Source organism: Pseudarthrobacter sp. 902506025, assembly GCF_040702325.1.
Taxonomy (GTDB): domain Bacteria; phylum Actinomycetota; class Actinomycetes; order Actinomycetales; family Micrococcaceae; genus Arthrobacter.
This window is the reverse complement of record NZ_JBFBKW010000011.1, coordinates 102,573-129,362: the sequence shown is the minus strand read 5'-3', so window position 1 is coordinate 129,362 and position 26,790 is coordinate 102,573. Positions and strand designations below refer to the sequence as shown.

Below are 26,790 nucleotides of genomic sequence, written 5' to 3'. Positions count from 1 at the left end.
CGCGGCACGCGGGACAGGCCCGCTGGAAACACCGGCCGGGGCGCTGCCGTGGATCGCAACGTCGTCCGGGTCTCACAGTATGAGATCACCGTCCATCGGCTGGTCCGGGATCTTTCGGGATTTTCGCCGGATCCGGCCGCGGGAGGTCGTTCAGGCAGCATCCGAGCCCTAGACTTTCCCCTATGAGTGACGCCCAGACCACAACCGGAAGCACGCCGGACATCAAGCCCCGCAGCCGCGTCGTCACCGACGGCATCCACGCCGCCCCCGCCCGCGGCATGTTCCGGGCCGTCGGAATGGGCGATGACGACTTCGCCAAGCCCCAGGTGGGCGTCGCAAGTTCCTGGAACGAGATCACCCCCTGCAACCTTTCGCTGAACCGGCTGGCGCAGGGCGCCAAGGAAGGCGTCCACGCGGGCGGCGGTTTCCCCATGCAGTTCGGCACCATCTCGGTGTCCGACGGCATCTCCATGGGCCACGAAGGCATGCACTTCTCACTGGTCTCCCGCGAGGTCATCGCCGACTCCGTGGAAACCGTCATGCAGGCCGAGCGGATTGATGGCTCCGTCCTGCTGGCCGGCTGCGACAAATCCCTGCCCGGGATGCTCATGGCCGCCGCCCGGCTGGACCTTGCCAGCGTCTTTCTCTACGCGGGGTCCATCATGCCCGGCTGGGTCAAGCTCGAGGACGGCTCCGAAAAGGAAGTCACCCTCATTGACGCTTTCGAAGCGGTGGGCGCCTGCGCCGCCGGCAAGATGAGCATGGAGGACCTCACCCGCATTGAAAAGGCCATCTGCCCGGGTGAAGGTGCCTGCGGCGGCATGTACACGGCCAACACCATGGCCTGCATCGGCGAGGCCCTGGGCATGTCACTCCCCGGATCCGCCGCACCGCCCTCGGCAGACCGCCGTCGTGATGAGTTCGCGCGCAAGTCCGGCGAAGCGGTGGTCAACCTGCTGCGCCTGGGCATCACGGCCCGCGACATCATGACCAGGGAGGCGTTCGAGAACGCTATCGCCGTCACCATGGCCTTCGGCGGCTCCACCAACGCCGTCCTCCACCTGCTGGCGATTGCCCGCGAGGCAGAGGTGGAACTTACCCTGGACGACTTCAACCGCATCGGGGACAGGATCCCGCACCTGGGTGACCTCAAGCCGTTCGGCCGCTACGTCATGACCGACGTCGACAGGATCGGCGGCGTGCCGGTCATCATGAAGGCACTGCTCGACGCCGGCCTGCTGCACGGCGACTGCCTCACCGTCACGGGCAAGACCGTCGCGGAGAACCTCGCGGCCATCAACCCGCCGGACGTCGACGGCAAGATCCTGCGCGCACTCGACAACCCGATCCACAAGACCGGTGGCATCACCATCCTGCACGGCTCGATGGCTCCGGAAGGCGCCGTCGTGAAGAGCGCAGGCTTCGACGCCGACGTCTTCGAGGGCACCGCCCGCGTCTTCGAGCGCGAGCAGGGCGCCCTGGACGCCCTGGACAAGGGGGAGATCAAGGCCGGCGACGTCGTCGTCATCCGCTATGAAGGTCCCAAGGGTGGACCGGGCATGCGGGAGATGCTCGCCATTACCGGCGCCATTAAGGGCGCGGGACTCGGCAAGGACGTTCTGCTGCTGACGGACGGACGCTTCTCCGGCGGCACCACCGGGCTGTGCATCGGCCACGTGGCGCCGGAAGCGGTCGACGGCGGCCCCATCGCCTTCGTGAAGGACGGTGACCGGATCCGCGTGGACATCGCAGCTCGCAGCTTCGACCTGCTGGTGGATGACGCTGAGCTTGAGGCCCGCAAGGTGGGCTGGGAGCCGCTGCCCGCCCGGTACACCAAGGGCGTGCTCGCCAAGTACGCGAAGCTGGTCCACAGCGCCAGCCAAGGCGCCTACACCGGCTGATGTGAGTTCCTCAGTGCCTCCCGCGGAGTAACTGCCCGCTGTAGGCGGCAGGGTTTAATAAGGGCTGATCCGAGGGGCCCCGGTCGGACGGCGCTCGCGCCGGGCGGCCGGGGGCGGATCATCCCGCCGGCGGGATAGGATCAAAGGGTGGACAACGGAGTCCACATGGTGAGATAGGGTTGTTGCTCGTTGACACCCATCTTGCCAAGAGGGAAAACTGAACGCATGACTTTCGTTACCGCCGGCACCGTCGTCGTCGTCCTTACCAAGCGCGTGGCACATTAGCCCCTGGTAACGAACAGTCACGCGCAAACCCCTCACCAAGCCGCCAGGCCGAGGGGTTTTTTTATTCCCACCGTTCCAAACCAGTTCCAGAACCAGAGAAGATCCACAAGGAAGAGTCCGATGAGCAAAGGATCGCCCATCAGCCCCTCGCTGATGGCCACCAAGTCCGCTGGAGCCCCCAAGGCTCCGGAACGCGCCGACCGGACGGCTGACCATGCCGCCGTCGTCGCCAACCTTGCTGCCGTCTCTCCTGTCCTTGGGCCGAACAACGTCGTACCCCCGACGGTGATGACCGGCTCGCAAGCAATCGTCCGCTCGCTCGAAGAACTCGGCGTCGACGACATTTTCGGTTTGCCTGGTGGCGCGATCCTGCCCACCTACGACCCCCTGATGGCCTCCACCATGAACCACGTGCTGGTCCGTCACGAACAGGGAGCCGGCCACGCCGCGCAAGGCTACGCCATGGTCACCGGGCGGGTGGGCGTCTGCATCGCCACCTCGGGCCCCGGCGCCACCAACCTCGTTACCGCCATCATGGATGCCCACATGGACTCCGTGCCCCTGGTGGCCATCACCGGCCAGGTATCCAGCGGCGTGATCGGCACCGACGCGTTCCAGGAAGCCGACATCGTGGGTATCACGATGCCCATCACCAAGCACTCCTTCCTGGTGACCGACCCCAACGACATCCCGCACGTCATGGCAGAGGCCTTCCACCTGGCCTCCACCGGCCGTCCCGGCCCCGTGCTGGTGGATGTTGCCAAGGATGCCCAGGTGGGCCAAATGACCTTCTCCTGGCCGCCGAAGATCGACCTGCCGGGCTACCGGCCGGTGACCCGCGGGCACAACAAGCAGGTCCGCGAAGCGGCCAAGCTCATTGCCGCGTCCACCAAGCCTGTGCTGTACGTGGGCGGCGGCGTGGTCAAGGCGCACGCCTCGGCCGAGCTGCTGGCCCTCGCCGAAGCCACCGGCGCTCCGGTGGTGACCACCCTGATGGCCAAGGGTGCGTTCCCGGACTCCCACCCGCAGCACGTCGGCATGCCCGGCATGCACGGCAGCGTCTCCGCCGTCACGGCCCTGCAGCAGTCAGACCTGCTGATCACGCTCGGCGCCCGCTTCGATGACCGCGTCACCGGCGTGCTGAAGACCTTCGCGCCCAACGCCAAAGTCATCCACGCCGACATCGATCCTGCCGAAATCTCGAAGAACCGCACCGCTGATGTGCCCATCGTCGGGTCGGTCAAGGAGATCATCCCGGAACTGACCGAGGCCGTGCGCAGCCAGTCCGATGCTTCCGGGACTCCGGACCTCACCACGTGGTGGGCCTTCCTGAACAATCTCAAGGAAACCTACCCGCTGGGCTGGACGGAACCGGACGACGGCCTGATCGCACCGCAGAAGGTCATCAAGCGGATCGGCGAGCTGACCGGCCCCGAGGGCGTGTATGTGGCCGGCGTGGGCCAGCACCAGATGTGGGCCGCCCAGTTCATCAAGTACGAGCGCCCGCACGCCTGGCTGAACTCCGGTGGCGCCGGCACCATGGGATACGCCGTCCCGGCAGCCATGGGCGCCAAGGTGGGCAACCCGGACCGCGTGGTCTGGGCCATCGACGGCGACGGCTGCTTCCAGATGACCAACCAGGAACTGGCCACCTGCGCCATCAACAAGATCCCCATCAAGGTAGCTGTCATCAACAACTCCTCGCTGGGCATGGTGCGGCAGTGGCAGACCCTCTTCTACGAGGGCCGCTACTCCAACACCGACCTCAACACCGGCCATGACACGGTCCGCATCCCGGACTTCGTCAAGCTGGGGGAGGCCTATGGCTGCGCGTCGTTCCGTGTTGAACGCGAAGAAGACATCGATGCCACCATCCAGAAGGCCCTCGAAATCAACGACCGCCCCGTGGTCATCGACTTCGTGGTGAGCCCCAACTCCATGGTGTGGCCAATGGTGCCCGCCGGCGTGAGTAACGACCAGATCCAGGTTGCCCGCAACATGACCCCGGAATGGGAAGAGGAAGACTGAGCATGACCCGCCACACACTTTCCGTCCTGGTTGAGGACAAGCCCGGCGTCCTGACCCGCGTGGCCAGCCTCTTTGCCCGCCGCGCCTTCAACATCAACTCCCTGGCCGTGGGCCCCACCGAAGTGCCGGGCGTGTCCCGCATGACGGTGGTGGTCGACGCCGACGGCGACCTCATCGAGCAGGTCACCAAGCAGCTCAACAAACTGGTCAACGTCATCAAGATCGTTGAGCTGACCCCAGAATCTTCCGTACAGCGCGACCACATCCTGGTCAAGGTACGTGCGGATGCCGCAACACGCCTGCAGGTAACCCAGGCCGCAGACCTGTTCCGTGCCTCAGTGGTCGACGTGTCCACAGACTCCGTCGTCATCGAGGCCACCGGCCACCCCGAAAAGCTCACAGCCCTGCTTTCAGTGCTGGAGCCCTTCGGCATCCGCGAAATTGTGCAGTCCGGCACCCTGGCCGTTGGACGGGGATCCCGCTCCATGAGTGACCGGGCGCTCCGCTCCGCCTAGGCATTTGCGTCCAGGCGGGACCACGCGCCCGTAACCGCAGCACCGCAAGACCACTATCTACAACCACTCAAGAGGAGTTACGCAAGTGACTGAAATGTTCTACGACGATGACGCCGACCTGTCGATCATCCAGGGCCGCAAGGTTGCCATCGTTGGCTACGGTTCCCAGGGCCACGCCCACGCGCTGAACCTGCGCGATTCCGGCGTCGAGGTCGTCATCGCCCTGAAGGACGGCTCCAAGTCCACCGCCAAGGCCGAGGACGCCGGCTTCACGGTCAAGAACGTTGCCGACGCTGCCGAATGGGCCGACGTCATCATGATCCTCGCGCCGGACCAGCACCAGCGCGCCATCTACAACGACTCCATCAAGGACAAGCTGACCGCCGGCAAGGCCCTGGCCTTCGCCCACGGCTTCAACATCCGCTTCGGCTACATCAAGGCACCGGAAGGCGTTGACGTCATCCTGGTGGCCCCGAAGGCTCCGGGCCACACCGTGCGCCGCGAGTTCGAAGCTGGCCGCGGCATCCCGGACATCATCGCCGTCGAACAGGACGCATCGGGCAACGCCTGGGAGCTGGCCAAGTCCTACGCCAAGGCCATCGGCGGCACCCGCGCCGGCGTCATCAAGACCACCTTCACCGAAGAGACCGAAACCGACCTCTTCGGCGAGCAGGCCGTTCTCTGCGGCGGCGTTTCCCAGCTGGTCCAGTACGGCTTCGAGACCCTGACCGAGGCCGGCTACCAGCCGCAGATCGCCTACTTCGAGGTGCTGCACGAGCTCAAGCTCATCGTCGACCTCATGTGGGAGGGCGGCATCGCCAAGCAGCGCTGGAGCGTCTCCGACACCGCAGAGTACGGCGACTACGTCTCCGGCCCCCGCGTCATCACCCCCGAGGTGAAGGAAAACATGAAGGCCGTCCTGGCCGACATCCAGTCCGGTGCATTCGCCAAGCGCTTCATCGAAGACCAGGACAACGGCGCCGTCGAGTTCAAGGAACTGCGCGCCAAGGCTGAGCAGCACCCCATCGAGGCTGTCGGCCGCGAACTGCGTTCCCTGTTCTCCTGGCAGCAGCAGGACGTGGACTACGTGGAAGGCTCCGCAGCCCGCTAAGGCTGCCAGCGCAACCGCATAGACCCCAATGGTGAGGCCGGGTTCACACTTAACAATGTGAGCCCGGCCTTTCCGTCGGCCTAGACTTGTTTCCATCCCCAGGACTGCAACGCAGAGGATCAGCCGTGTCAAAACCCGTAGTACTGCTCGCCGAAGAACTTTCCCCCGCCACCGTCGAGGCCCTTGGCCCGGACTTTGAAATCCGACAGACCGACGGCGCCGACCGTTCCCAGCTGCTCTCGGCGATCAGCGACGTGGATGCCATCCTGGTCCGCTCCGCCACCCAGGTGGACGCCGAAGCGATCGCCGCGGCCAAGAACCTGAAGGTCATCGCCCGCGCCGGCGTCGGCCTGGACAACGTGGACATCAAGGCCGCCACCCAGGCCGGCGTGATGGTGGTCAACGCCCCCACGTCCAACATCGTGTCCGCCGCGGAACTCACCGTGGGGCACATCCTCAGCCTGGCCCGCCACATCCCGCAGGCCAGCGCCGCCCTCAAGGACGGCGAATGGAAGCGCTCCAAGTACACCGGCATCGAACTGTTCGAAAAGAAGATCGGCATCATCGGCCTGGGCCGCATCGGCGCCCTGGTGGCCGCCCGCCTCAAGGGCTTCGACACCAAGATCCTGGCCTACGACCCCTACATCACCTCGGCCCGCGCCGCGCAGCTCGGCGTGCAGCTGGTCACCCTGGACGAGCTCCTGGCCCAGTCCGACTTCATCACCATCCACATGCCCAAGACCCCCGAGACCGTGGGCATGCTTGGTGCGGACGCATTCAAGAAGATGAAGTCCACCGCCTACGTGGTCAACGTGGCCCGCGGCGGCCTCGTTGACGAAGAAGCGCTCTTCACGGCCCTGCAGGACGGCGAAATCGCCGGCGCGGGCGTGGACGTCTTCGCCAAGGAACCCAGCACCGACCTGCCGTTCTTCAAGCTCGACAACGTGGTGGTCACCCCGCACCTGGGCGCCTCCACCGACGAAGCCCAGGAAAAGGCCGGCGTCTCCGTGGCCAAGTCCGTCCGCCTTGCCCTCGCGGGAGAGCTGGTCCCGGATGCCGTCAACGTCGCCGGCGGCGTCATTGCCCCCGACGTCCGTCCGGGCATCCCGCTGATCGAGAAGCTCGGCCGCATCTTCACCGCGCTGACCCACGCGTCCCTGACGCAGTTCGACGTTGAAGTCGCCGGCGAAATCTCCTCCCTCGATGTCAAGGTGCTGGAACTTGCGGCGCTGAAGGGCATCTTCGCCGACGTCGTGACCGAACAGGTTTCCTACGTCAACGCCCCGGTCATCGCCGAGCAGCGCGGCATCAACGTCCGCCTCATCACCACGCCGGAGACCGAGTCCTACCGCAATGTCCTGACCCTGCGTGGCGCCCTCAGCGACGGCAGCCAGATCTCCGTGGCCGGCACCCTGACCGGCCCCAAGCAGATCGAGAAGCTCGTGGGCATCAACGGCTTCGAGGTGGAAATCCCCATCAGCGAGCACCTTGTGGTGGTTGCCTACACCGACCGCCCCGGCGTCATCGGAACCATCGGCCACATCCTGGGCATGAACAACATCAACATCGCCGGCATGCAGGTGGCCCGCTCCAACGAGGGCGGCCAGGTCCTGGCCCTGCTCACCATCGACAGCTCCGTTCCCCAGCAGGTGCTGGACGCCATCAAGGCCGGCATCGGCGCTGAGATGGTCCGGGAAGTGGACCTGGAAGACTAACGCGACACACCGGCCGAAACGCCGAAAGCCGCTCCTCCGCAGGGTACGTCCGTGCGGAGCCACGTATGATTGGCCGGTCTGCTTACAATGGCTACGTCCTGATTCAGGACCATAGCCGGCAGACCGGCCAATACCTTTTGCACATCCGTCCGTCATTGCCCACGTCTGCCCGGGGGATGGATGTGCGCGCACGCAATCCAGGTTTCAGGGAGTTCCATGAACGCCGTCCAGAGGTTCATCAGAAGCAGGGTGCTGCTGTTGACCGCGGCCATCTTGATCGCAGCCATGTGCTTGTCGGTCGTCGTCCAAAGCCAGTCACAGGCTGCGCTCAACCGGACGGTCAATGAAAATTCGAGGGGGCTCTACGACATCCTGGTCCAGGCGAAGGCGCCCTCCGGGGCGCTGCTGCAGCCCGAGATCGCCAACGGCGCGGGCGGCATCGGCTTTGACCAACTGGACTCCATCAGGAAGCTGTCCGGCACGTCCGTGGCGGCCCCCATCAGCCTGGTCTCCCGCGTCACCCAGAACCTTGAGACCCCCCGCCTCGACGCCATGGACTACCTCGGCTACAACGCCGGGCTGGCAGGCACCGCCACGGCGGACCAGGCTGCCGGCGCCACCGCCCCGGACAAGTGGCCAGCCGCTGAATCGGTGCTGACCGATGCTGCCAAGAAGTACCGCCTGACCGCCAGCGCCGTGAGCTCCGACGGACACTCCGAACAGACGCTCTTCAAGACCACGGCCGAGGGCAGCCTGGGCAAGGCCCGCCTCGTGGAGGAAAAGGCACAGGGCGGCAGCAGCATCCGCATCGCCCCGGCGCAAGGGGAGACCGGCATCAAGTTCCCCGCCCCCGCCGGCGGCTCCGAGCACAACCTCTTCAACCTCTCCGTGGCCTTGCCGCTGGCCCCTGAGGTCACCGAGTCCGTCGTCGCCGTCGACCCTGCCGCCGAACGGGCACTGCTCGGCTCCGCCGGTGATTTCCTTGCTCCGCTGGAGAAGGCGCCGCCCGCTGATGCACGGGACGCAGGCGCCGTGGGCCGCTACCTCGAAGGGCTCTTCACCAAGGGCATCAGCATGGACCAGCTCAAGGAAGGGCCGGACTTCCTGGGCGTCAAGCTCAAGTACTGGGCCCCCTTGATGACCCAGTACCAGCAGGCCAAGCGCACCGGCCAGCTGACCAACGGCTCGCAGGCAGTTCCGCTGATTGTCCGCTCCGGTACGTCGCTGGACCTTAAGTACAACGTCAAGATCGAGGAAATTGACGACGCCGGCAAGGTAGTCAAGGACATCGGGACCGTTTCGAAGTCCCTGGGCAAGGACTACCTGCCCTTCGTTTCCAAGGACCCCTTCGTGTTGTCCTGGCCCGGCTCCACGGACCACTCGTCCCTGCTGGGCAGCAACGGGAACTTCAACCCCGGCCTGTACACGCCGGCCAAGTGGAGCACCAACTTTGCCGGTGCCCCCAAGTACACGGACGGTGACACGGCCGCCAACGGCGCCGTGGACAAGACCGCCGTTCCCGGCGAATGGGTCACCGTCAACCGGCTGCCGGACAAGGCCGCCAACGGCGCCCCCGTTGACCAGACCCAGCGCGACCCCGTGGACGAGCGGTCCTACCGGGACAACCTGCCCACCGGCCAGCAGCAGGCCGCTACGCCGCTGCCCATGGTCTACGGAACGTTCGACCCCGCCGCCGTGGAGGCGGCCTCCGGTGACGTCAACAAGCTTCCGCTGGGCGGGTACGACCCCACGCCGTTCACCCTGGAGAAGGACGCGGCCGGCAAGGACGTGCCGGCGGCGGAACTGAAGCCATCACTCAGTGCCACCGGCCTGGCCAGCCAGTCCGCCGGTGCCATCACCGACTACTACGGACTCGCCGCAGCGCGTGGCTACAAGCAGAACGCCGCCGTCATCGACGCCGTCCGCGTCCGCGCCAAGGCGCCGGGCAGCTGGAAGGACGCCCAGCCCGAGGTGGAGAAGCTTGCCGCCGAAATCCGGGACATGGGCCTGGACGCCACCGTGGTCGCCGGCTCGGCCCGTGAGGACACCAGCATCTTCGTTCCGGGCTACTCCAAGGACGGTGCCGGCAAGGAATCGGCACTCGGCACGGTCCAGCAGTCCTGGGTCCGGCAGAACGCCGCCGAAGCCGTGGCCGGAGCTCTTTCCGGGACCAACATCACCCTGCTCTTCCTGACGCTGTGCGGGGCCGCCCTCCTGACGGGCGCATCGACCGTGAGCTACATCCGCAAACGCCGCAGCGAGGCCGGAACACTGCGGGCCATGGGCTGGACCCAGCGGCGGATCCGCACCTGGGTGCTGGAGGAATTCGGCGTCGGCGCCGTGCTGCTCGCCGCAGCAGGCATCGTGCTGAGCCTGCTGAGCTGGAGCCTGGCCACCGCCCTGGTGTGCGCCGCCGTCCTGGTGCTCTACTGCGCTGCGGCCCTGTTTGCCGCCCGGCAGCTCCGGCACCGCGACGTCATTGACCAGGAACCGCAGCACGACGAACGCCTCATTCCGGTCGACTCGCCACTGACGTTCGCCAACCGGCAGCTGAGCACCAACAAGTTCAACACCTTGTCCCTGGCTGTCGCGGTTGGTGTCTTCGGTGCCGCGGTCGGCGGCCTGATCGCCCTGCTGATCGACATTCCGCGCGCCGCCGGTGCGAGCGCCCTGAGCGGGCTGGCCGCAGCGAGCGTGACGCTGCCCAGCATCCTGCTGGCACTTGCCGGCGTGGCCGTGGGGCTGGTGCTGACCCTGGTGACGGGCCGGTTCGAGCTCAATGCCAAACGGCAGTACCTTGGCATCCTCCAGGCCATGGGCTGGAACCCGGACATGCTCCGCCAGGTCCGGTTGTTCGAAAACGCACTGGTGGGAACCGTGGCCCTGCCGCTGGGCGTGCTGGGCGCCCTGGGCATCGGCCTGCTGCTGGCCCCCTATGCAGCCATCTGGGCTGCCGTGGCCGGGCTGGTGGCTGTAATTTGCTGGATACCGATTGCAACGAAAGTGGTCCAATGACAAACCCGACGAACGTCCAGCGCAGCCGCAGGAGCGGCTCCAACGAGGTCCCCCTGCAGACCCGGGCCAACACCATCGTCAAGTCGGCCGACCACGCCACCCCGCTGGAGATGCGCGACATCACCATCCGCTATGGCGGCGGAAAGGGCGGCGCCGAGGCCGTCAGCGTGGTGGAAGGCTTCGACCTGACCCTGCACGCCGGTGAGATGCACTGCGTCGCCGGCCGAAGCGGCTCCGGTAAGACCAGCATCCTGACCGTCGGCGCGGGACTTACCCTGCCGACGTCGGGCCGGGTGTTCTGGGAAGGTGATTCGCTCGAAAGCATGGGCGACGACGAAATCGCCGACCGCCGTCGTGCCCTGATCGGTTACGTGGACCAAGGGGGCGCCCTGATCGACGGCATGAGCGCACTGGAGAACGTCCTCCTGCCCGCCGTTCCGGACGGCGAAGTGGAGCAGCGGCGGGACATGGCCAAGGACCTGCTGGACCTGGTGGGCCTGGGCCGCCGCATGCGGCACCGCCCCGCCCAGCTGTCCGGCGGTGAACGCCAGCGCGTGGCCATCGCCCGGGCACTGATCCTCGGCACCAGGGTGCTGGTGGTGGATGAGCCCACCGCCTCCCTGGACCGTGCTTCCGCCAACCGCATCATCAGCATCCTGAAGGACACCACCTCCGACGGCATCGCCGTCCTGGTGGCCTCGCACGACCACGAACTGGTGCGTCTGAGCGATACCCTGACAGAACTGATCTAGTCCGCCCCCTTACGCACCGAAGGTAACCGTCCGCACCGTGACTGCTCCAGAGAAAACGCCGTTCTACATCACCACGGCCATCACCTACCCCAACGGCGTGCCGCACATCGGGCATGCCTACGAGTACATTGCCACCGACGCCATGGCCCGCTTCAAGCGGCTGGACGGCTTTGACGTGATGTTCCTGACCGGCACCGACGAGCACGGCATGAAGATTGCCCAGACGGCGGAGAAGGAAGGCATCACCCCCAAGGAACTGGTGGACCGGAACGTTGCGGTCTACAAGGGCGCGCACTCCGCCCTGGGCATCAGCTACGACCGGTTCATCCGCACCACGGACACCGACCACTACGCTGCCTCGCAGGCCATCTGGAAGAAGATGGAAGCCAACGGCGACATCTACCTCGACAAGTACGAGGGCTGGTACTCCGTCCGGGACGAGGCCTTCTACGCCGAGGATGAGACGGTGGTGAAGGACGACGGCGTGCGCTACTCGAAAGAGACGGACACCGAGGTCACGTGGACGGCGGAGGAGAGCTACTTCTTCCGGCTCTCCGCCTACCAGGACAAGCTGCTGGCCCTCTACGAATCCCACCCGGAGTTCGGCGCACCCCAATACCGGTTCAACGAGGTCATCAGCTTCGTCAAGCGCGGCCTGGAGGACCTGTCCATCAGCCGGACCACCTTCGACTGGGGCGTCCCCGTCCCGGGCAACGACAAGCACGTCATGTACGTTTGGGTGGACGCGCTGACCAACTACCTGACCGGCGTGGGGTACCCGGACGTGGACTCGGAGAAGTTCCGGAAGTACTGGCCCGCCGATGTCCACATCATCGGCAAGGACATCTCCCGGTTCCACGCCATCTACTGGCCCGCCTTCCTGATGAGCGCCGGGCTGGAACTGCCCAAGCGCGTCATGATCCACGGCTTCCTGCACAACAATGGGGTCAAGATGTCCAAGTCCCTGGGCAACGTGGTGGCACCGGCGGACTTCGTTGCCCGCTACGGCCTGGACCAGGTGCGGTTCTTCTTCCTGCGTGAGGTTCCCTTCGGCGCGGACGGCAGCTACAACCACGAGGCCATCGTGGGCCGCATGAACGCGGACCTGGCCAACAACTTCGGCAACCTGGCCCAGCGCTCCCTGTCCATGGTGGCGAAAAACTGCGGGGCCGCCGTTCCCACGCCCGGAGCGTTCACGGCGGAGGACAACGCGATCCTCGCCCAGGCGAATGGTTTGCTGGAAACCGCCCGCGCCGCCTTCGACAAGCAGGAGTTCAGCCGCGCGCTGGAGGCCATCTGGGGCGTGCTGCACCACACCAACGCCTACTTCGCCGAGCAGGCACCCTGGGTGCTGCGGAAGACCGACGTCGAACGCATGAACACCGTGCTGTATGTGACGCTGGAGGTCCTGCGGATCGTGGCGGTCCTGGCCCAGCCCGTCATGCCCGACGCAACGGCCAAGCTCCTGGATGCCCTCGGCCAGCCGGAAGGCGACGCCCGGCAGTTCGCGGCGATCCCAACCCCGATCGTGCCCGGTACGGCGCTGCCCGCTCCCACCCCGGTGTTCCCCAAGTTCGAGGAGCCCGCGGAGTAGGTTCCTTCCTCCGCGGGCTCGCGGCGGATGCGCTCATGTCCAAAAGCTGAGACGTTTTGACCAGCATATGGATGTCTTGGCTACCCTGAAACCATGAGCGCATCCTCCATCGATCTTGCAGTTATTCCCGGCGACGGCATCGGCCCCGAGGTCATTGCCGAGGCCCTCAAAGTCCTGGAAAAGGCTGTGGCGGCGGAGGGCGTGGAGCTCAAGCCGACGCACTATGAGCTCGGTGCCGAGCACTGGCTGGCTACGGGGGAGACCCTGCCGGATGCAGTCCTCGCCGACCTGAAGACCCGCGATGCCATCCTGTTCGGCGCCGTGGGTGCCGCCCCCGGCGACACCCGCATCCCGTCCGGCATCATCGAGCGTGAGCTGCTGCTCAAGCTGCGCTTCAGCCTGGACCACTACGTCAACCTGCGGCCGTCACGGCTCTACGGAACCGTCGGCAGCCCCCTGGCCAACCCCGGCACCATCGACTTCATCGTGGTGCGCGAAGGGACCGAGGGTCCGTACGTGGGCAACGGCGGCACACTGCGGGCGGGAACCCCGCATGAGGTAGCCACCGAAGTGTCACTGAACACCGCCCACGGCGTGGAGCGCGTGGTCCGCGACGCATTCCGCCGCGCCAGCCTGCGGGAGCGCAAGCACGTCACCCTGGTGCACAAGCACAACGTCCTGGTCTTCGCCGGGCACCTGTGGAAGCGCACCGTCGAAGCCGTGGCCCAGGAATTCCCTGGGGTCACCCACGACTACCTGCACGTGGACGCCGCCACCATCTTCATGGTCACCGACCCGTCCCGCTTCGACGTGATCGTCACGGACAACCTGTTCGGCGACATCATCACCGACCTCGCCGCGGCAGTCACCGGCGGCATCGGGCTGGCAGCCTCCGGCAACATCAACATGGACCGCACCGCGCCGTCCATGTTCGAGCCGGTCCATGGGTCCGCACCGGACATCGCCGGCCAGGGCAAGGCTGACCCCACCGCGGCCATCCTCTCCGCCGCGCTCCTGCTGGACCACCTCGGCTACACCGACGCTGCCCGCAGGATCGAAGGCGCAGTGGTTGCCGACGTCGAAAAGCGCGACGGCACAGCACGCAGCACCAGCGCCGTGGGCGACGCCATCGCCGCCGGCCTGTAGCCCGCGCCGGGGCCGCCGGCATCGGGCGTAAGCTTTACTCGAATCACCAAATGCCGCCTTCCCGTTCAGCGCTGAACCCCGGGCGGCCGATCGTGGAGGAACCATGACTCAGACCGCCCATGGCGTCGAATTCACCCGGCAGCCCTCGGAGAACCCGAAGTCCGCCGAGGAGCGTGCAGCCATCCTGGCAAACCCGGGATTCGGCAACTACTTCACCGACCACACCGCCATCGTCGACTACAGCGTGGACGCGGACGGCAACGGCGGCTGGCACGACGCCCGGATTGAACCCTACGGTCCGATCGTGCTCGACCCGTCCGCCGCGGTCTTCCACTACGGCCAGGAAATTTTCGAAGGGCTCAAGGCCTACCGGCACGCGGACGGCTCCGTCTGGACCTTCCGTCCCGAAGCCAACGCGGCACGCCTGAACAAGTCCGCCCGCCGGCTTGCCCTGCCCGAACTGCCGGCCGAATACTTCCTTGGCGCGATCCGTGAGCTGGTGGCCGTGGACAAGGAATGGGTGCCCTCCGGCGACGGCGAAGCCCTCTACCTGCGGCCCTTCATGATCGCCACCGAGGCTTTCCTGGGTGTCCGGGCAGCCCGTGAAGTGTCCTTCCGCGTGATCGCATCGCCGGCCGGCAACTACTTCGGCGGCGAACTCAAGCCGGTGTCCATCTGGATCTCGCGCCAGTACGCCCGGGCAGGCCGCGGCGGCACCGGCGACGCCAAGTGCGGCGGCAACTACGCTGCCTCCCTGATCGCGCAGCAGGAGGCCGAAGCCAACGGCTGCAAGCAGGTGCTGTTCCTGGACCAGGCCAACGACAACGCCGTGGAAGAGCTGGGCGGCATGAACGTGTTCTTCGTCATGAAGGACGGCTCCCTGGTCACTCCTGCGCTGACCGGCACCATCCTGGAAGGTGTCACCCGCATGTCCGTCATCCAGGTGGCCAAGGACATGGGCCGCGAGGTTGCCGAGCGCAAGATCACCCTGGACGAGTGGCGCGACGGCGTGGCGTCCGGTGAGATCACCGAGGTCTTCGCCTGCGGTACCGCAGCTGTGATCACTCCCATCGGGGTCCTCAAGGACGATACCGAGTTCATCGGTTCCGAGGACGCCAAGGCCGGCGAGGTCACCATGGCCATCCGGGAGAAGCTCCTGGGCATCCAGACCGGCGCCGAGCCGGATACCCACGGCTGGCTCACCCGCCTGGCATAGTTTCAGGCTTCAACGTACGACGGCGCCTGCCGGACTTTGGTCCGTCAGGCGCCGTTCTGCGTTTCAGCCGGCGGCGGGTTGGTCAGCGGCGTGCTGCCTTCCGGGCCGCGTTCTTCATGGCTTTGCGGGAGACCGGCTTCAGTGCTTTGCGGGCCGCTTCCTCCGCCAAAGCACGGTTGCGCCGTGCGTCGATAAGGTCGTTCCAGAGGGCCGTGGCAAACACGCCACCGTCCTGGGCGTAGACGTCGTACGGGTAGCCGGCGAAGACGGCGGGGGTGGGGCCGCTGGTGAACAGGTCCTTGTTGGTGGCCTTCGCCACGGCATCGCCCACAGCCCAGGTCCTGGTCAGGTGCCGGGTGAGGTTTTCCTGGACGAAGACGTTGGCATTGCCGGACCGGGCAGCCTGGTCCAGCAGGGATTCCAGGTCCGCGGCAACGATTGCGGCGCCGGCCTGGTCTGCCGGCGCGGAGGCGGCATCCAGTTCCGCGGTGATGCCGGCGACGGCCTCCGACCAGTCCGTGGTTTCACGGAACTTCCGCCACGTCGGGAACCAGACGATGCTGCCCGTGGCGTGGTTGTGGACGTGCAGCAGGCCGGTGGCTTTTTCGGTGGCCGAGTGGTCGTGTCCGTCGGTGTCCGCCTGGGCGAGAAGGTCTGCGAGTGATGCTGTGCTCATGGGCGGGATCCGGCTTCCTGATGGAGATCGTGGTGCTGTCACTGGTGCCAACCCGCAGCCGGCGCCCTCTTATTCCGCCGGCGCGCAGGGGCCACGCTGGGGGAGGGGTGGCCATGGATGCAAGGATGGGTCCGTGACTTTCAATCCCGGCCCGGTCCTGCAGCGGAGCAGCGCACTCACGCAATTCTTCCTTGCCCCCAACCCGGGTCCCATGAGCCTGGACGGCACCAACTCCTACGTCCTGCGCGCGCCCGCGCATTCTGTCGTGGTGGTGGTGGATCCCGGACCGGAGGATGAAACGCACCTGGCCGCACTGGCCGGCGTTGGCACCGTGGAGCTGATCCTGGTGACCCACCGGCACGCCGACCACACTGCCGGGTCCGCGCGCCTGCACGAGCTGACGGGCGCACCAGTCCGCGCCATGGATGCCAACCACTGCCATGGCGGGGGAGAACCCCTGGCGTCCGGGGAAGTTATCCGGGTGGCAGGGCTGGAGATCGCAGTGATGGCCACACCTGGCCACACCTCCGACTCCGTCTGCTTCCACCTGCCGGCGGACGGGCAGAACGGATCGGTGCTGACGGGGGACACCATCCTTGGCCGGGGAACCACCGTGCTGGACTATCCCGACGGGAAGCTGGGCGATTACCTCGCGTCCCTGGACCTGCTCGAGGCCCTGGGACCCGCCACGGTACTGCCTGCGCACGGCCCGGTGCTGCCGTCCCTGGAGTCTGCGGCCCGCGACTACCGGACGCACCGGGAGGAACGGCTGGCGCAAATCCGCGCGGCACTGGCCCGGCTGGGCCGGGACGCAACTGTGGGTGAGGTGGCGGACGCCGTCTATGCCGGCGTCGGACCTTCCGTCCGGCGCGCCGCCGAACTGTCCGTGGCCGCCCAGCTCTCGTACCTGCGCGGCGGCAGGGAAGGGCAGGCGGCGCCGCCGGGACGGTAGGGTAGGAGCCATGCGTATTGCCAGGTTTGTCGTCGATTCCGATCCCCTGTACGGCGTTGTGGAAGGTGCCCCCGGCAGTGAGGAAATCACTGTCATCCACGGCGACCCCTTCTTCAACGGCGTGGAGCGCACCTCCGTGCGCCACAAGCTGGAGGACGTCCGGCTGCTTGCACCCATCATTCCCCGCAGCAAAGTGATCGGTGTGGGACGCAACTTCGTGGCGCACGCCCACGAACTCGGCAACGAGGTCCCCGCCCAGCCGCTGCTGTTCCTGAAGCCCAATACCGCCGTCGTGGGCCCCAATGACCCCGTCGTGCTGCCGGAGTTCTCCGAGGAAGTCTCCTTCGAAGCCGAACTCTGCGTGGTCATTGGCCGCATCTGCAAGGACGTGCCGGAAGACCGCGTGGACGACGTAATTTTCGGGTACACCTGCGGCAACGACCTCACGGCCCGCGACGTCCAGAAAACCGACCTGCAGTGGACCCGCGCCAAAGGCTTCGACACCTCAGCGCCGCTGGGCCCCTGGATCGAAACCGACCTGGACACGGAGGACCTGCAGATCCAGGGCCGCCTGAACGGCGAGGTGCGCCAGGACGGCAGCACCAGCCAGATGATCCGGGGCGTGCGCGAACTGGTCTCCGTGGTGTCCCAGGCGTTCACCCTGCTGCCCGGCGACGTCATCATGACCGGCACGCCGGCCGGTGTGGGGCTGGTCAAGGAGGGCGACCGCTTCGAGGTGGAAATCGAAGGCATCGGCCGGCTGTCCAACCCCATCGTCCGCCGCTAGCACCGGCCCGCAGGGCGGGAGGCGGCATGCGGCCGGGCGGGTAAAGTTGAAGCCACTATGAGTATCGCTTCTTCGTCACCTGCCGCCTCCATTCCCCCCGTTACCGCGGAAACGCCCGTGCGGGTCCGTTTCTGCCCCTCGCCCACGGGCACCCCGCACGTGGGACTGATCCGGACGGCCCTGTTCAACTGGGCCTACGCGCGCCACACCAAGGGCACGCTGGTCTTCCGGATCGAGGACACGGATGCGGCGCGGGACAGCGAGGAAAGCTACCACCAGCTGCTGGATGCGCTGAAGTGGCTGGGCATCGACTGGGACGAGGGCGTGGAGGTGGGCGGCCCGCACCAGCCGTACCGGCAGTCCCAGCGCGGCGACATCTACCAGGATGTCATCAAGCGGCTGCATGAAGGCGGATTCATCTATGAGTCCTTCTCCACCCCGGAAGAGATCGAGGCCCGCCACCGCGCCGCAGGCCGCGACCCGAAGCTCGGTTACGACGGCTTTGACCGGCACCTGACCGATGAGCAGCTGGCGCAGTACCGGGCGGAAGGCCGGCAGGCTGTGCTCCGCCTGCGGATGCCGGACGAGGACATCACGTTCACCGACCTGGTCCGGGGCGACATCACCTTCAAGGCCGGGTCGGTCCCCGACTTCGCCGTGGTACGGGCCAACGGTGCGCCGCTGTACACCCTGGTCAACCCCGTGGACGACGCACTGATGGGCATCACGCACGTGCTGCGCGGGGAGGACCTGCTCAGCTCCACGCCCCGGCAGGTTGCCCTGTACCGGGCCCTCTACGCCATCGGTGTTGCCGAGTACATGCCGGAGTTCGGACACCTGCCCTACGTCATGGGCCAGGGCAACAAGAAGCTGTCCAAGCGGGACCCCGAGTCCAGCCTCTTCCTGCACCGCGAGCGGGGCTTCATTCCGGAAGGGCTGCTCAATTACCTGTCCCTGCTGGGCTGGTCACTCAGCGCGGACGAGGACATCTTCACGGTGGAGCAGCTCGTGGAGCACTTCGACATCCACGACGTCCTGGGCAATCCGGCCCGCTTCGACCTGAAGAAGGCCGAGGCCATCAACGGCACCCACGTCCGGATGCTCGAACCCAGGGTCTTCCGCGACCGGGTGGCGCACTACCTGCGCGAGGCGGGCCTGGTGGGGGAGATCCTGACCGACCGCGAGGAGGAGATCCTCACCGAAGCGGCACCCCTGATCCAGGAGCGCATCACGCTGCTGGGCGAAGCACCCGAGATGCTGGCATTCCTGTTCAAGGCAGACGACGCCGTCGACGTCGCCGATGACGCCCGCAAGGGCCTCCCCGCCAACCTTCCCGAGGTCCTGGACGCTGCCATCGCCGCCCTGGAGCCCGTGGCGGACTGGACGGCGGAGAACATCCAGGCTGCACTCAAGCAGGCCCTGGTGGAAGACATGGGCATCAAGCCGCGGCTCGCCTTCGGTCCGGTCCGCACGGCGGTTTCCGGCCGCCGCGTGTCGCCGCCGCTGTTCGAGTCCATGGTGATCCTGGGCAAGGAGTCGTCCCTGCGCCGGCTCCAAGCCTTCCGCGGCTGATGACCGCCCCCAGCCAGGCACCCGCCGGCATGTTGCAGACACCATTCGGCGCTGTCCGGGGTGTCCTGTTCGACATTGACGACACCCTGGTGGACCTCGAATATTCAATGACCACCGCCCTGCGCGAGGTCAGTGAACACCTCCTGCCCGGCCTGGACCAGGCCGGATGGGAGCGGTTCGGGCGCATCTTCACGCACGAAACCACGCATTACTACGACCGCTACCTTGCAGGTGAACTGACGTTCAACGAACAGCGCCTGCTCCGGGGAAGGGCGGCGCTGGGGCACTTCGGCGTGGAACTGGCCGACGGCGAGGAATCACACCAGTGGTTGAGCGCCTACATGGAGAAGCAGCCCGCTTATGTGAAGCCGTTTCCCGATGTGCTGCCCCTGCTCGATGCCCTGGACCAGGCGGGCATCCCGTATGGCGCCGTGAGCAACAACGTCCACGACTACCAGCGGGCCAAGCTGGACGGCGCCGGGCTGGAGCGGATCACCCACCTCGTGGGCACCGACACCCTGGGCGTCGCCAAGCCGCATCCGGCGATGTACCTCGAAGGCGTCAGGCTCCTGGGCACTGGCCCTGCCGAAACGCTGTATGTAGGCGACAATCGCCTGCTGGATGCAGAGGGCTCGACGGCGGCGGGCCTGGTGGGTGTGTGGCTCAACCGCGTGGGGGAGGTCGTGGAGGACTTCAATGGCGGCATGGTCGCGTCCCTGGACCAGCTGCTGGGATAAGCTTCCGGCCACAGCGGCCGCTGCCCCTTCTTGAGGGGCGGCGGCCGCTGTGTCGGCGAAAGTGCCCCAGGTGTCAGGCCGCAGCTTCCGGCCGCAGGGAACGCCTGCGGAGGACCAGGTGGGCCCCGACGGCGGCAGCCACCAGCAGCGCCACCACCACAAGTGCGACTGCAGGGTTGTCCAGCCACGACGACGGCGAGACAGCGGCCACCTTCGAGTGCAGCTCCTGCGTGCCGGCCGCTATTTTCGCGTTGCCGTCCGCCAGCTTGCCCGCACCGTCGGCGAGTTTGACCGAGCCGTCGTCCAGCTTGCCGTTGCCGTCCGCGAGCTGGCCTGTTCCGTCGGCGAGCTGGGCGGATCCGGCCTGCAGCTGGCCTGTGCCGCGGCTCAGGGCCACTGTTCCGTCCGACAACGCCTCGGTTCCGGCCAGCAGGCCCGGGTTGGCGGGGTCTTCGCCGCCGTTGATTCCGGCGCTGAGTTTGGTGGTGCCGTCCTGGAGGTTGTTCGCCGCGTAAATCAGCCCGGGGCTGTCCGGGTTGCCGGGGACGCCGTCCATTCCCACCCTGATCTTGGCCGTGCCCTCGGCCAGCATGGAGGTGCCCAGTACCACGCCCGGATTTTGCGGGTCCGTCGCATTGAGCTTTCCGGCCAGCGTGGCGAAGCCTGCCTTCAGCCGGCCGGCCCCTTCATCCAGCTGGGCGGCTCCCGTGGTCAAGCTGCCGGTTCCGGCCTTGAGCTGCCCGGCGCCGTCGTTCAGCTTTGCTGCTCCCGCATCGAGCTGCCCCGCTCCCGCGTAGGCGCGCCGTCCGCCGTCCGCCAACTTGGCGATCTGGTCCTTGATGACGGCCAGGGGAACCAGGCCCTGGGGCCCGTTCGCAGCCGCTTCAAGCTGGTCCAGGCCCTGGCTGAGCGCTGCGAGCCCGTCTCCCTTGGCCGGATCGTTCCCCGCGCCCGGGTAGCCCTTCAGCTGCGCCGTTCCGTTCTTCAGCGCCGCTGTCCCTGCGCTCAAGCTGGTGGCGCCGGCGTCGAGCTGGCCGGCGCCTGCGGCGAGCCGGCCCGTGCCCGCCGCCAGCTGTCCCGCACCGTCGGCCAGGTTGTTCGGCGCGTTTCCGGCAGCAGTGGGAGTCAGCGCCGCGGACAGGGCGACGGCGCCGGCCTGAAGCTTTCGGGCGCCGTCATCCACCTGATAGACGCCGGGAACGAGTTTGTTCAGGACGTCATTCTGCAGTTTGGTGGTGCCGGCATGCAGCTTGTCTACCCCGGGCGCCAGCTGGTCGCGGACTCCGGAGAAGATCTTCCCGGCACCCGCCTGCAGGGCTGCAGCCCCGGTATTAAGCTCGGCGCTTCCGTCCTTGACCTTGACCGAGCCGTCTTTGACCTGGACTGCGCCCTTGCTCGCTGCGCCCGCCCCGGTGGCCAGCTGCCCGGAGCCGTCCTTGAGTTGCGACGCCCCCGCCGCCGCCTGCCCGGCACCGTCCATGAGCTGGGCGGCACCGTTGGAGATCTGGCCGGTGAGGTAGGTGTAGAACGCAAGGAACAGGGTGAGCAAGAGGGACAAAGCGATGATTGCGATGGATTGTGACCGGGGTCTGGGCCTGGCTGCGGCAATGGTTGCTGTGCGGGTTGTCAACGCTGACACTTCCTAACTTCCGCCGGACGACGCTGCCCGGGGGCGAAAAACCGTGGCTGGTAAGGCGTTCCCGTTTTCCTCGTGGGTGCCCCGTGAGAGGGGGAAGGGAGATTGTTACTGATGGGTAACTTACTCGAGGGTAACCATATGACCGGAAGGTGGGCAAGGGGTTTGGAGTAAACCGGTTCACTCCGGGTTCCAGGCCGGCCAGCTCTCGATTTGTGCGAGCCGAAAGTCTCGGGTAAAGTAATTTCTCGTGCTGAGGCGCACGGAGCAGGGAAAACGCCCTGAATCCGGCCCGAAAGTGCCATTGGGATATGGTGTAATTGGCAACACTACGGTTTCTGGTACCGTCATTCTAGGTTCGAGTCCTGGTATCCCAGCTCTGGTTTGAGTGCTGATTTCAGCCGCAAAACAGTAGGTTTCCACTCGGTTCGCCGATTTGAAACCATGGCAAGGTGTGTGAAATACTCACTGAGCTTGAGCAGCGGAAACGCTGCCGGAAGTACACGGCCCCATCGTATAGCGGCCTAGTACGCCGCCCTCTCACGGCGGTAACGCGGGTTCGAATCCCGCTGGGGTCACCATCGGAAATGGTCCCGGGCAACAGCCCGGGACTATTTTTTCGTTTAACTTGCGCATACCCCGCGGTTGCGCTGAGGCTGATTGTCTACGGTGCTTTCATCAGCTGAGGTTGGGGGATGTGTGCTGGGAAATCTCTTTGGTCGCCGTAGGAACTCACTGAACGCGTTGCGGCTGGGTCTTGCGTCTTTGGTGATCGTGTCGCATTCCTGGTGGTTGGGTGCGTACGGGCCCGAGCCGGCGCCCGGGGGAGTTAAGCTCGGCAGCTGGGCGGTTCTTGGGTTTTTCGGAATCTCCGGGTACCTGATAACACAGAGCAGGATGACTTCAACGGTCAGGACCTTTTGGCGTGCCCGCCTCCTTAGGATTTTCCCTGGGCTCGTTGCTTGTATCGCCACCGTCTCGTTTGTGTTCGCGCCCTTGAGCGCCCTAGCGACGGGACGGAGATACGCCTTTTATGATGCCGTGCTGTTCTTCCTATCCAATTTGTCGGCTGGTGCCCCTGGAGTCGCTCTCAGAGGCATCCCTGGTTCCCTGGATGGACTTCCCGATCCGGGGGCCTGGAACGGGCCGTTGTGGACGTTGTTCTGGGAGCTAGTCTGCTATGCCCTCGCTGGCACTGTCTTGGGTGTTCTCCGACCAGAATTGGCCCGAGTTGCTCTACTTGTCCCTTTCTTGGTGGGCTCGGCTTTTGTGTTCACTCTTGACATGGGCTGGGGGCCTGTACGTACGCCACCGGACTGGCCGTTGGTGCCCCTGCTGACGTTTCTGGCGGGCTCGCTAACCTACCTCTACCGGGATCGAATCTCAGCGAGTCAGGTTGCGGTTGGTGCATGCGCGGTGGGCGTCATTGCCATCGGTGGGGCCGGACTTGTGCCGTCACTCATACACATCCCATTGTGTGTGTTGCTACTGGCGAGCTCGCTCTACCTTCCCCTGGCCAGTGTCGGCTCACGCTTCGACATCTCCTATGGTGTGTACATTTACGGATGGCCAGTCCAGCAGGTTCTGGCTTCCATGGGGCTGCACACGGCGGTCCCGCCTCTTTTCTTCGCCGCAGTCTCACTGCTGTTGGTGTTTCCGGTGGCATGGCTATCTTGCCGATACGTAGAAATGCCGGCACGGGGCTGGTTCCGCCGCTGGAAGGATCCGAGACGAGCTCCTCAACTGGCATGATGTTGCTGTGACCTCCCATGACGAGCACGGCCGCCCAGCCCAGCCGCCACCGCAATCCTTGGCGGCGGTGACGCTGCTGGAGGAAATCCGCAGTGGGCTGGACGATGTCACGCTGCCGCTGGCCCTGCCGGGTGCAGACCAGGCGCGGCGCGGCGCCGCAGCCGCAAGGGCCCAGCTGGACGACTACATCCTTCCCCGCTACCGCAGCCTGGATGCACCCCTGCTTGCCGTCGTCGGCGGTTCCACGGGCGCGGGCAAATCCACCCTCGTGAACGGACTCGCGGGGCACCCGGTAACCCGCGCGGGAGCCATCCGGCCGACCACCCGCCAGCCAATCCTGCTGCACAACCCCGCCGAAGCTGCCTGGTTTGAGGGCCAGCGCGTCCTGCCGGGGCTAAGCCGGATGCGGGGAACCCTGGCTGCCAATCCGGCGCCCACTGGCCACGCAGGGGAGCCGGCCACTGCCACCGATTCCCTGGTCCTGCTGGCTGATGCAGCAGTGCCCGCCGGCATCGCCCTCCTCGACGCTCCCGACGTCGACTCGATCTCGGACCAGAACCGCCTCCTGGCCGGACAGCTGCTGGCCGCCGCCGACCTCTGGGTGTTTGTCACCACCGCAAACCGGTATGCCGACGCCGTCCCCTGGAAGCTCCTCCTCGATGCCGCTTCCCGGGACATCACGGTGGCCGTGGTGCTGGACCGGGTGCCGCAGGGCGCCGAAGCGGAGGTGAGCCAGGACCTCCGTGGCCTGCTGGACCGCGAAGGCCTGGCCGGAAGCCGCCTGTTCATCATCGCCGAAACAATGCTGGATACTCACGGCATGCTGCCGGCCGGGGCCGTGGACGAGTTGCGGGAGTGGCTGGCGTCGCTGGCGTCCGATGCCGCGGGGCGGGCCGACGTGGCACGCCGAACGCTGAACGGGACGGTCCGTGCGTTGGCCCAGCGGATTGCGGACCTCGCCGATTCTGTGCGTGCACAGGAACAGGCCGCTGCCCGGCTCGAATCCGACGCCGTGGCGGCTTATGAAAATGCGGCCACCCGGATCCTGGACGCCACCCGCGACGGAGCCCTGCTGCGGGGCGAGGTTCTGGCCCGCTGGCAGGACTTCGTGGGCACCGGCGAATTCTTCCGCACGCTGGAGCAGAACGTGGGCCGGTTCAGGGACCGGATGGGGGCATTCTTCCGTGGCGAACCCGCGCCGGCCGTGCGGGTGGAAGCGGCCATCGAAACCGGCCTGCAGGCAGTCATTGTCGACGAGGCAGCCAATGCTGCCGAAGACACCGACCAGCGGTGGCGCTCGGACCCGGCCGGCCGGCAACTGCTGGCCGCGGACGACCTGTCAGGGACGGCGCCCGGGTTCGCTGACCGGGCGGCTGCGGAGATCCGGGCCTGGCAGGAAGCATTGATGGAGCTGATCCGCACCGAGGGCCAGGGCAAACGCACCCAGGCGCGCTGGCTGTCGTTCGGCATCAACGGCCTCGGTGCCGCGCTGATGATCGTGGTGTTTTCGATGACGGCGGGGCTTACGGGACTGGAGATCGGCGTGGCCGGAGGAACCGCCGTCGTGGGCCAGCGCCTGCTGGAGGCTGTGTTCGGCGAGGATGCCGTGCGCCGGATGGCGGACAAGGCGCGCGAGGACCTGGCCGTGCGCTGCCGGCAGCTGCTGATGGACGAGCAGCAGAAGTTTCTGCAGCGGCTGCCGGCGGACAACCCGGACCTGGCACAGACACTTGCAGTGCAGGCCGGAAGACTGGCGCGGCTGGCGGAGAGCGCGTGAGCCGGCACAGCGGAGCGCGGGAGTCCTCGCGGCTGGACACCCGGCTCCAGGCACTCCAGGACGCCCGCGAACTGGGGGAGGGGGTCCTGCCGGACCAGGCGCTGCAGGAAGCGTTCGACGTCCTGGAACGCGCAAGTTCCCGCCGTTCGCTGTCCGGTGACCACACAGTGGTCGGCTTCTTTGGGGCAACGGGAAGCGGCAAGTCGTCCCTCTTCAACGCCGTCAGCGGCGCGGAAATCGCGACGGCGGCCGCGCGCCGGCCCACCACATCGGAACCGTTGGCAGGGGTCTGGGGAGCGGCGGGCAGTGAAGCGCTCCTCGACTGGCTGGAGGTGGGGAACCGGCACCACGCCCAGCCCGTGGAGGGCTTCGCGGACGAACGGACCGGGCTGATCCTGCTGGACCTCCCCGACTTCGACTCCACCCACGCCGCTAACCGCGAGATCGTGCAGCGCATGGTGGGCCTGGTGGACGTCCTGGTGTGGGTGCTCGATCCGCAGAAATATGCGGATGCGGCACTCCATAACGGGTTCCTGGCGCCGTTGGCGTCCCACGGGGCCGTCACGCTGGTGGTCCTCAACCAAGTGGACCGGCTTCCCGCGCACGATGTGCAGCCGGTGCTTGACTCGCTGCACGCGATCCTTGCCGGCGAGGGGCTGGGACAGGTGCGCGTACTCGCTTCATCCGCCCTGACGGGTGCAGGAATTGGGGAGGTGCGGGCAGCGATCCGGAAAGTGGCCGTGCAGCGGCAGGCCCAGTCCCGGCGGTTGGAAGCGGACATCAGCAAGGCCGCAGAGGACCTGCGGCTCGCCTCCGGTGACGGCGACGCCGCAGGGATCCGTTCTGCCACCAGGACACAGCTTGCGGACGAACTGGCTGTTGCGGCGAATGTGCCTGCCGTGGTGCGGGCTGTGGGACAGTCCTACCGACTCGAGTCCGTGCGCCGCACCGGCTGGCCGGTAACCCGCTGGCTCTCCCGGTTCCGGGTTGACCCGCTGCGCCGGCTCAACCTCCGAAGCAGTTCTCCTGCCAGCCTGAACCGGACATCGCTGCCGCCGGCCGGTGCGCCGGAGCGGGCACGCACCGATGCAGCTGTCAGGGAGTTCGCGGACGCGGCCAGCGCCGGAGCACCCGGCCCATGGCGGGCCGCGATCCGGGGGGCTGCAAGGGCCGGCCGGGAGCGCCTGCCCGATGCGCTGGACCAGGCCATCGCCGGAACCGACCTGGCCGCCAACCGGAAGGCATGGTGGTGGGGTGCCTTCAACGTGGTTCAGTGGCTGGCACTGTTAATCCTGCTGGGCGGTCTGGGCTGGCTGGGCGTCCTGGCCGGGCTCGGCTACCTCCAGCTGCCGGTGCCGGAGGTGCCGCGCGTAGAGGGATGGCCGGTGCCCACCCTGATGATCGCCTTCGGATTGGTTTTGGGGATCTTCCTGGCGATCACCGGACGTTTCATTGCGGCCGCGGCTGCCCGGGCCAGGGCTGCAAGGGCGCGACGACGGCTCAACAGTGCCGTTGCAGCGGCGGCTCAGGAGCTGGTCGTGGAACCAGTGGAAGCGGAAATCGGAAGGCTTGCGGCGTTCAACAAGGCACTGAGGAAGGCCGGGCAGGCCTAGCGCCTGTTCG

At 66.7% G+C, this 26,790-nt stretch carries 19 protein-coding genes and 2 tRNA genes; 19 read left to right on the top strand and 2 right to left on the bottom strand.

From position 1 onward, the window contains the following. The first annotated feature begins 182 nt into the window (after positions 1-182). From ilvD to AB0280_RS18090, 10 genes are all read left to right on the top strand, one after another. On the top strand, positions 183-1,901 hold the full coding sequence (gene ilvD, locus AB0280_RS18135; protein WP_366368211.1) for a dihydroxy-acid dehydratase: 1,719 nt from the start codon (positions 183-185) through the stop codon (positions 1,899-1,901). Between the two features lie 405 nt (positions 1,902-2,306). Then, the gene (locus AB0280_RS18130) at positions 2,307-4,214 is read left to right on the top strand and encodes an acetolactate synthase large subunit (RefSeq protein WP_366368209.1); all 1,908 of its coding nucleotides are present in this window, start codon (positions 2,307-2,309) and stop codon (positions 4,212-4,214) included. A 2-nt stretch (positions 4,215-4,216) separates the two neighbouring features. Then, a complete protein-coding gene (gene ilvN / locus AB0280_RS18125) occupies positions 4,217-4,729 on the top strand; it encodes an acetolactate synthase small subunit (RefSeq protein ID WP_141160110.1) in 513 nt (170 codons plus the stop codon). 85 nt (positions 4,730-4,814) lie between these two features. Beyond that, positions 4,815-5,840 carry a ketol-acid reductoisomerase gene (ilvC, locus tag AB0280_RS18120; protein WP_159631698.1) on the top strand — a complete coding sequence of 342 codons (1,026 nt, stop codon included), beginning with the start codon at positions 4,815-4,817 and terminating at the stop codon, positions 5,838-5,840. Positions 5,841-5,965: 125 nt separating this feature from the next. Beyond that, positions 5,966-7,555: a phosphoglycerate dehydrogenase gene (gene serA, locus AB0280_RS18115; RefSeq protein ID WP_018768338.1), complete on the top strand. Its 1,590-nt coding sequence runs from the start codon at positions 5,966-5,968 to the stop codon at positions 7,553-7,555. Positions 7,556-7,771: 216 nt separating this feature from the next. Next, complete coding sequence (locus AB0280_RS18110) at positions 7,772-10,570, top strand: ABC transporter permease (protein ID WP_307492706.1); 2,799 nt, start codon at positions 7,772-7,774, stop codon at positions 10,568-10,570. Next, positions 10,567-11,322: an ABC transporter ATP-binding protein gene (locus tag AB0280_RS18105; RefSeq protein WP_159631700.1), complete on the top strand. Its 756-nt coding sequence runs from the start codon at positions 10,567-10,569 to the stop codon at positions 11,320-11,322. Before AB0280_RS18110 ends, AB0280_RS18105 begins: the two co-directional genes overlap by 4 nt. Before the next feature lie 37 nt (positions 11,323-11,359). Further along, positions 11,360-12,916, top strand: coding sequence for a methionine--tRNA ligase (metG, locus tag AB0280_RS18100; RefSeq protein WP_224026430.1), 1,557 nt, complete (start codon positions 11,360-11,362; stop codon positions 12,914-12,916). Between the two features lie 93 nt (positions 12,917-13,009). After that, positions 13,010-14,062: a 3-isopropylmalate dehydrogenase gene (locus tag AB0280_RS18095; protein WP_307492711.1), complete on the top strand. Its 1,053-nt coding sequence runs from the start codon at positions 13,010-13,012 to the stop codon at positions 14,060-14,062. A gap of 103 nt (positions 14,063-14,165) precedes the next feature. Then, positions 14,166-15,278 carry a branched-chain amino acid aminotransferase gene (locus AB0280_RS18090; protein WP_307492713.1) on the top strand — a complete coding sequence of 371 codons (1,113 nt, stop codon included), beginning with the start codon at positions 14,166-14,168 and terminating at the stop codon, positions 15,276-15,278. A gap of 82 nt (positions 15,279-15,360) precedes the next feature. On the opposite strand, the gene AB0280_RS18085 is transcribed toward AB0280_RS18090, so the two are convergent. Then, the gene (locus AB0280_RS18085; RefSeq protein WP_366368205.1) at positions 15,361-15,954 is read right to left on the bottom strand and encodes a hypothetical protein; all 594 of its coding nucleotides are present in this window, start codon (positions 15,952-15,954) and stop codon (positions 15,361-15,363) included. Between the two features lie 133 nt (positions 15,955-16,087). Between AB0280_RS18085 and AB0280_RS18080 the strand changes: the two genes are divergently transcribed. From AB0280_RS18080 to AB0280_RS18065, 4 genes are read left to right on the top strand one after another with little or no spacing between them, the layout of a single operon-like run. Beyond that, complete coding sequence (locus tag AB0280_RS18080; RefSeq protein ID WP_366368204.1) at positions 16,088-16,906, top strand: MBL fold metallo-hydrolase; 819 nt, start codon at positions 16,088-16,090, stop codon at positions 16,904-16,906. 10 nt (positions 16,907-16,916) lie between these two features. Further along, positions 16,917-17,693, top strand: a complete 777-nt coding sequence (locus AB0280_RS18075) for a fumarylacetoacetate hydrolase family protein (protein WP_159631706.1) — start codon at positions 16,917-16,919, stop codon at positions 17,691-17,693. Between the two features lie 57 nt (positions 17,694-17,750). Next, complete coding sequence (gene gltX / locus AB0280_RS18070) at positions 17,751-19,265, top strand: glutamate--tRNA ligase (RefSeq protein WP_275181300.1); 1,515 nt, start codon at positions 17,751-17,753, stop codon at positions 19,263-19,265. Next, the gene (locus AB0280_RS18065) at positions 19,265-20,002 is read left to right on the top strand and encodes an HAD family hydrolase (RefSeq protein ID WP_159631708.1); all 738 of its coding nucleotides are present in this window, start codon (positions 19,265-19,267) and stop codon (positions 20,000-20,002) included. The genes gltX and AB0280_RS18065 overlap by 1 nt, the downstream gene beginning before the upstream one ends. Before the next feature lie 73 nt (positions 20,003-20,075). On the opposite strand, the gene AB0280_RS18060 is transcribed toward AB0280_RS18065, so the two are convergent. Then, the gene (locus tag AB0280_RS18060; protein WP_366368201.1) at positions 20,076-21,560 is read right to left on the bottom strand and encodes a hypothetical protein; all 1,485 of its coding nucleotides are present in this window, start codon (positions 21,558-21,560) and stop codon (positions 20,076-20,078) included. 383 nt (positions 21,561-21,943) lie between these two features. On the opposite strand from AB0280_RS18060, the gene AB0280_RS18055 reads away from it, so the two are divergent. The 5 genes from AB0280_RS18055 to AB0280_RS18035 all read left to right on the top strand — a co-directional run bounded on the left by AB0280_RS18055 (position 21,944) and on the right by AB0280_RS18035 (position 26,780). Continuing rightward, a tRNA-Gln gene (locus tag AB0280_RS18055) sits at positions 21,944-22,015 on the top strand. Positions 22,016-22,143: 128 nt separating this feature from the next. Next, positions 22,144-22,219, top strand: a tRNA-Glu gene (locus AB0280_RS18050). A gap of 88 nt (positions 22,220-22,307) precedes the next feature. Next, positions 22,308-23,390, top strand: coding sequence for an acyltransferase family protein (locus tag AB0280_RS18045; RefSeq protein ID WP_366368242.1), 1,083 nt, complete (start codon positions 22,308-22,310; stop codon positions 23,388-23,390). A 7-nt stretch (positions 23,391-23,397) separates the two neighbouring features. Further along, on the top strand, positions 23,398-25,167 hold the full coding sequence (locus tag AB0280_RS18040) for a dynamin family protein (RefSeq protein ID WP_366368199.1): 1,770 nt from the start codon (positions 23,398-23,400) through the stop codon (positions 25,165-25,167). Then, positions 25,164-26,780 (top strand): GTPase, encoded by a 1,617-nt coding sequence (locus AB0280_RS18035; protein ID WP_366368198.1) that lies wholly within the window; start codon positions 25,164-25,166, stop codon positions 26,778-26,780. Before AB0280_RS18040 ends, AB0280_RS18035 begins: the two co-directional genes overlap by 4 nt. Positions 26,781-26,790: the final 10 nt, after the last annotated feature.

Bases quoted from the DNA above. Each gene is read 5' to 3' on its own strand.
- ilvD (WP_366368211.1), top strand. From the start codon at position 183: ATGAGTGACGCCCAGACCACAACCGGAAGCACGCCGGACATCAAGCCC.
- AB0280_RS18130 (WP_366368209.1), top strand. From the start codon at position 2,307: ATGAGCAAAGGATCGCCCATCAGCCCCTCGCTGATGGCCACCAAGTCC.
- ilvN (WP_141160110.1), top strand. From the start codon at position 4,217: ATGACCCGCCACACACTTTCCGTCCTGGTTGAGGACAAGCCCGGCGTC.
- AB0280_RS18110 (WP_307492706.1), top strand. From the start codon at position 7,772: ATGAACGCCGTCCAGAGGTTCATCAGAAGCAGGGTGCTGCTGTTGACC.
- AB0280_RS18105 (WP_159631700.1), top strand. From the start codon at position 10,567: ATGACAAACCCGACGAACGTCCAGCGCAGCCGCAGGAGCGGCTCCAAC.
- AB0280_RS18095 (WP_307492711.1), top strand. From the start codon at position 13,010: ATGAGCGCATCCTCCATCGATCTTGCAGTTATTCCCGGCGACGGCATC.
- AB0280_RS18090 (WP_307492713.1), top strand. From the start codon at position 14,166: ATGACTCAGACCGCCCATGGCGTCGAATTCACCCGGCAGCCCTCGGAG.
- AB0280_RS18085 (WP_366368205.1), bottom strand. From the start codon at position 15,954: ATGAGCACAGCATCACTCGCAGACCTTCTCGCCCAGGCGGACACCGAC.
- AB0280_RS18075 (WP_159631706.1), top strand. From the start codon at position 16,917: ATGCGTATTGCCAGGTTTGTCGTCGATTCCGATCCCCTGTACGGCGTT.
- gltX (WP_275181300.1), top strand. From the start codon at position 17,751: ATGAGTATCGCTTCTTCGTCACCTGCCGCCTCCATTCCCCCCGTTACC.
- AB0280_RS18065 (WP_159631708.1), top strand. From the start codon at position 19,265: ATGACCGCCCCCAGCCAGGCACCCGCCGGCATGTTGCAGACACCATTC.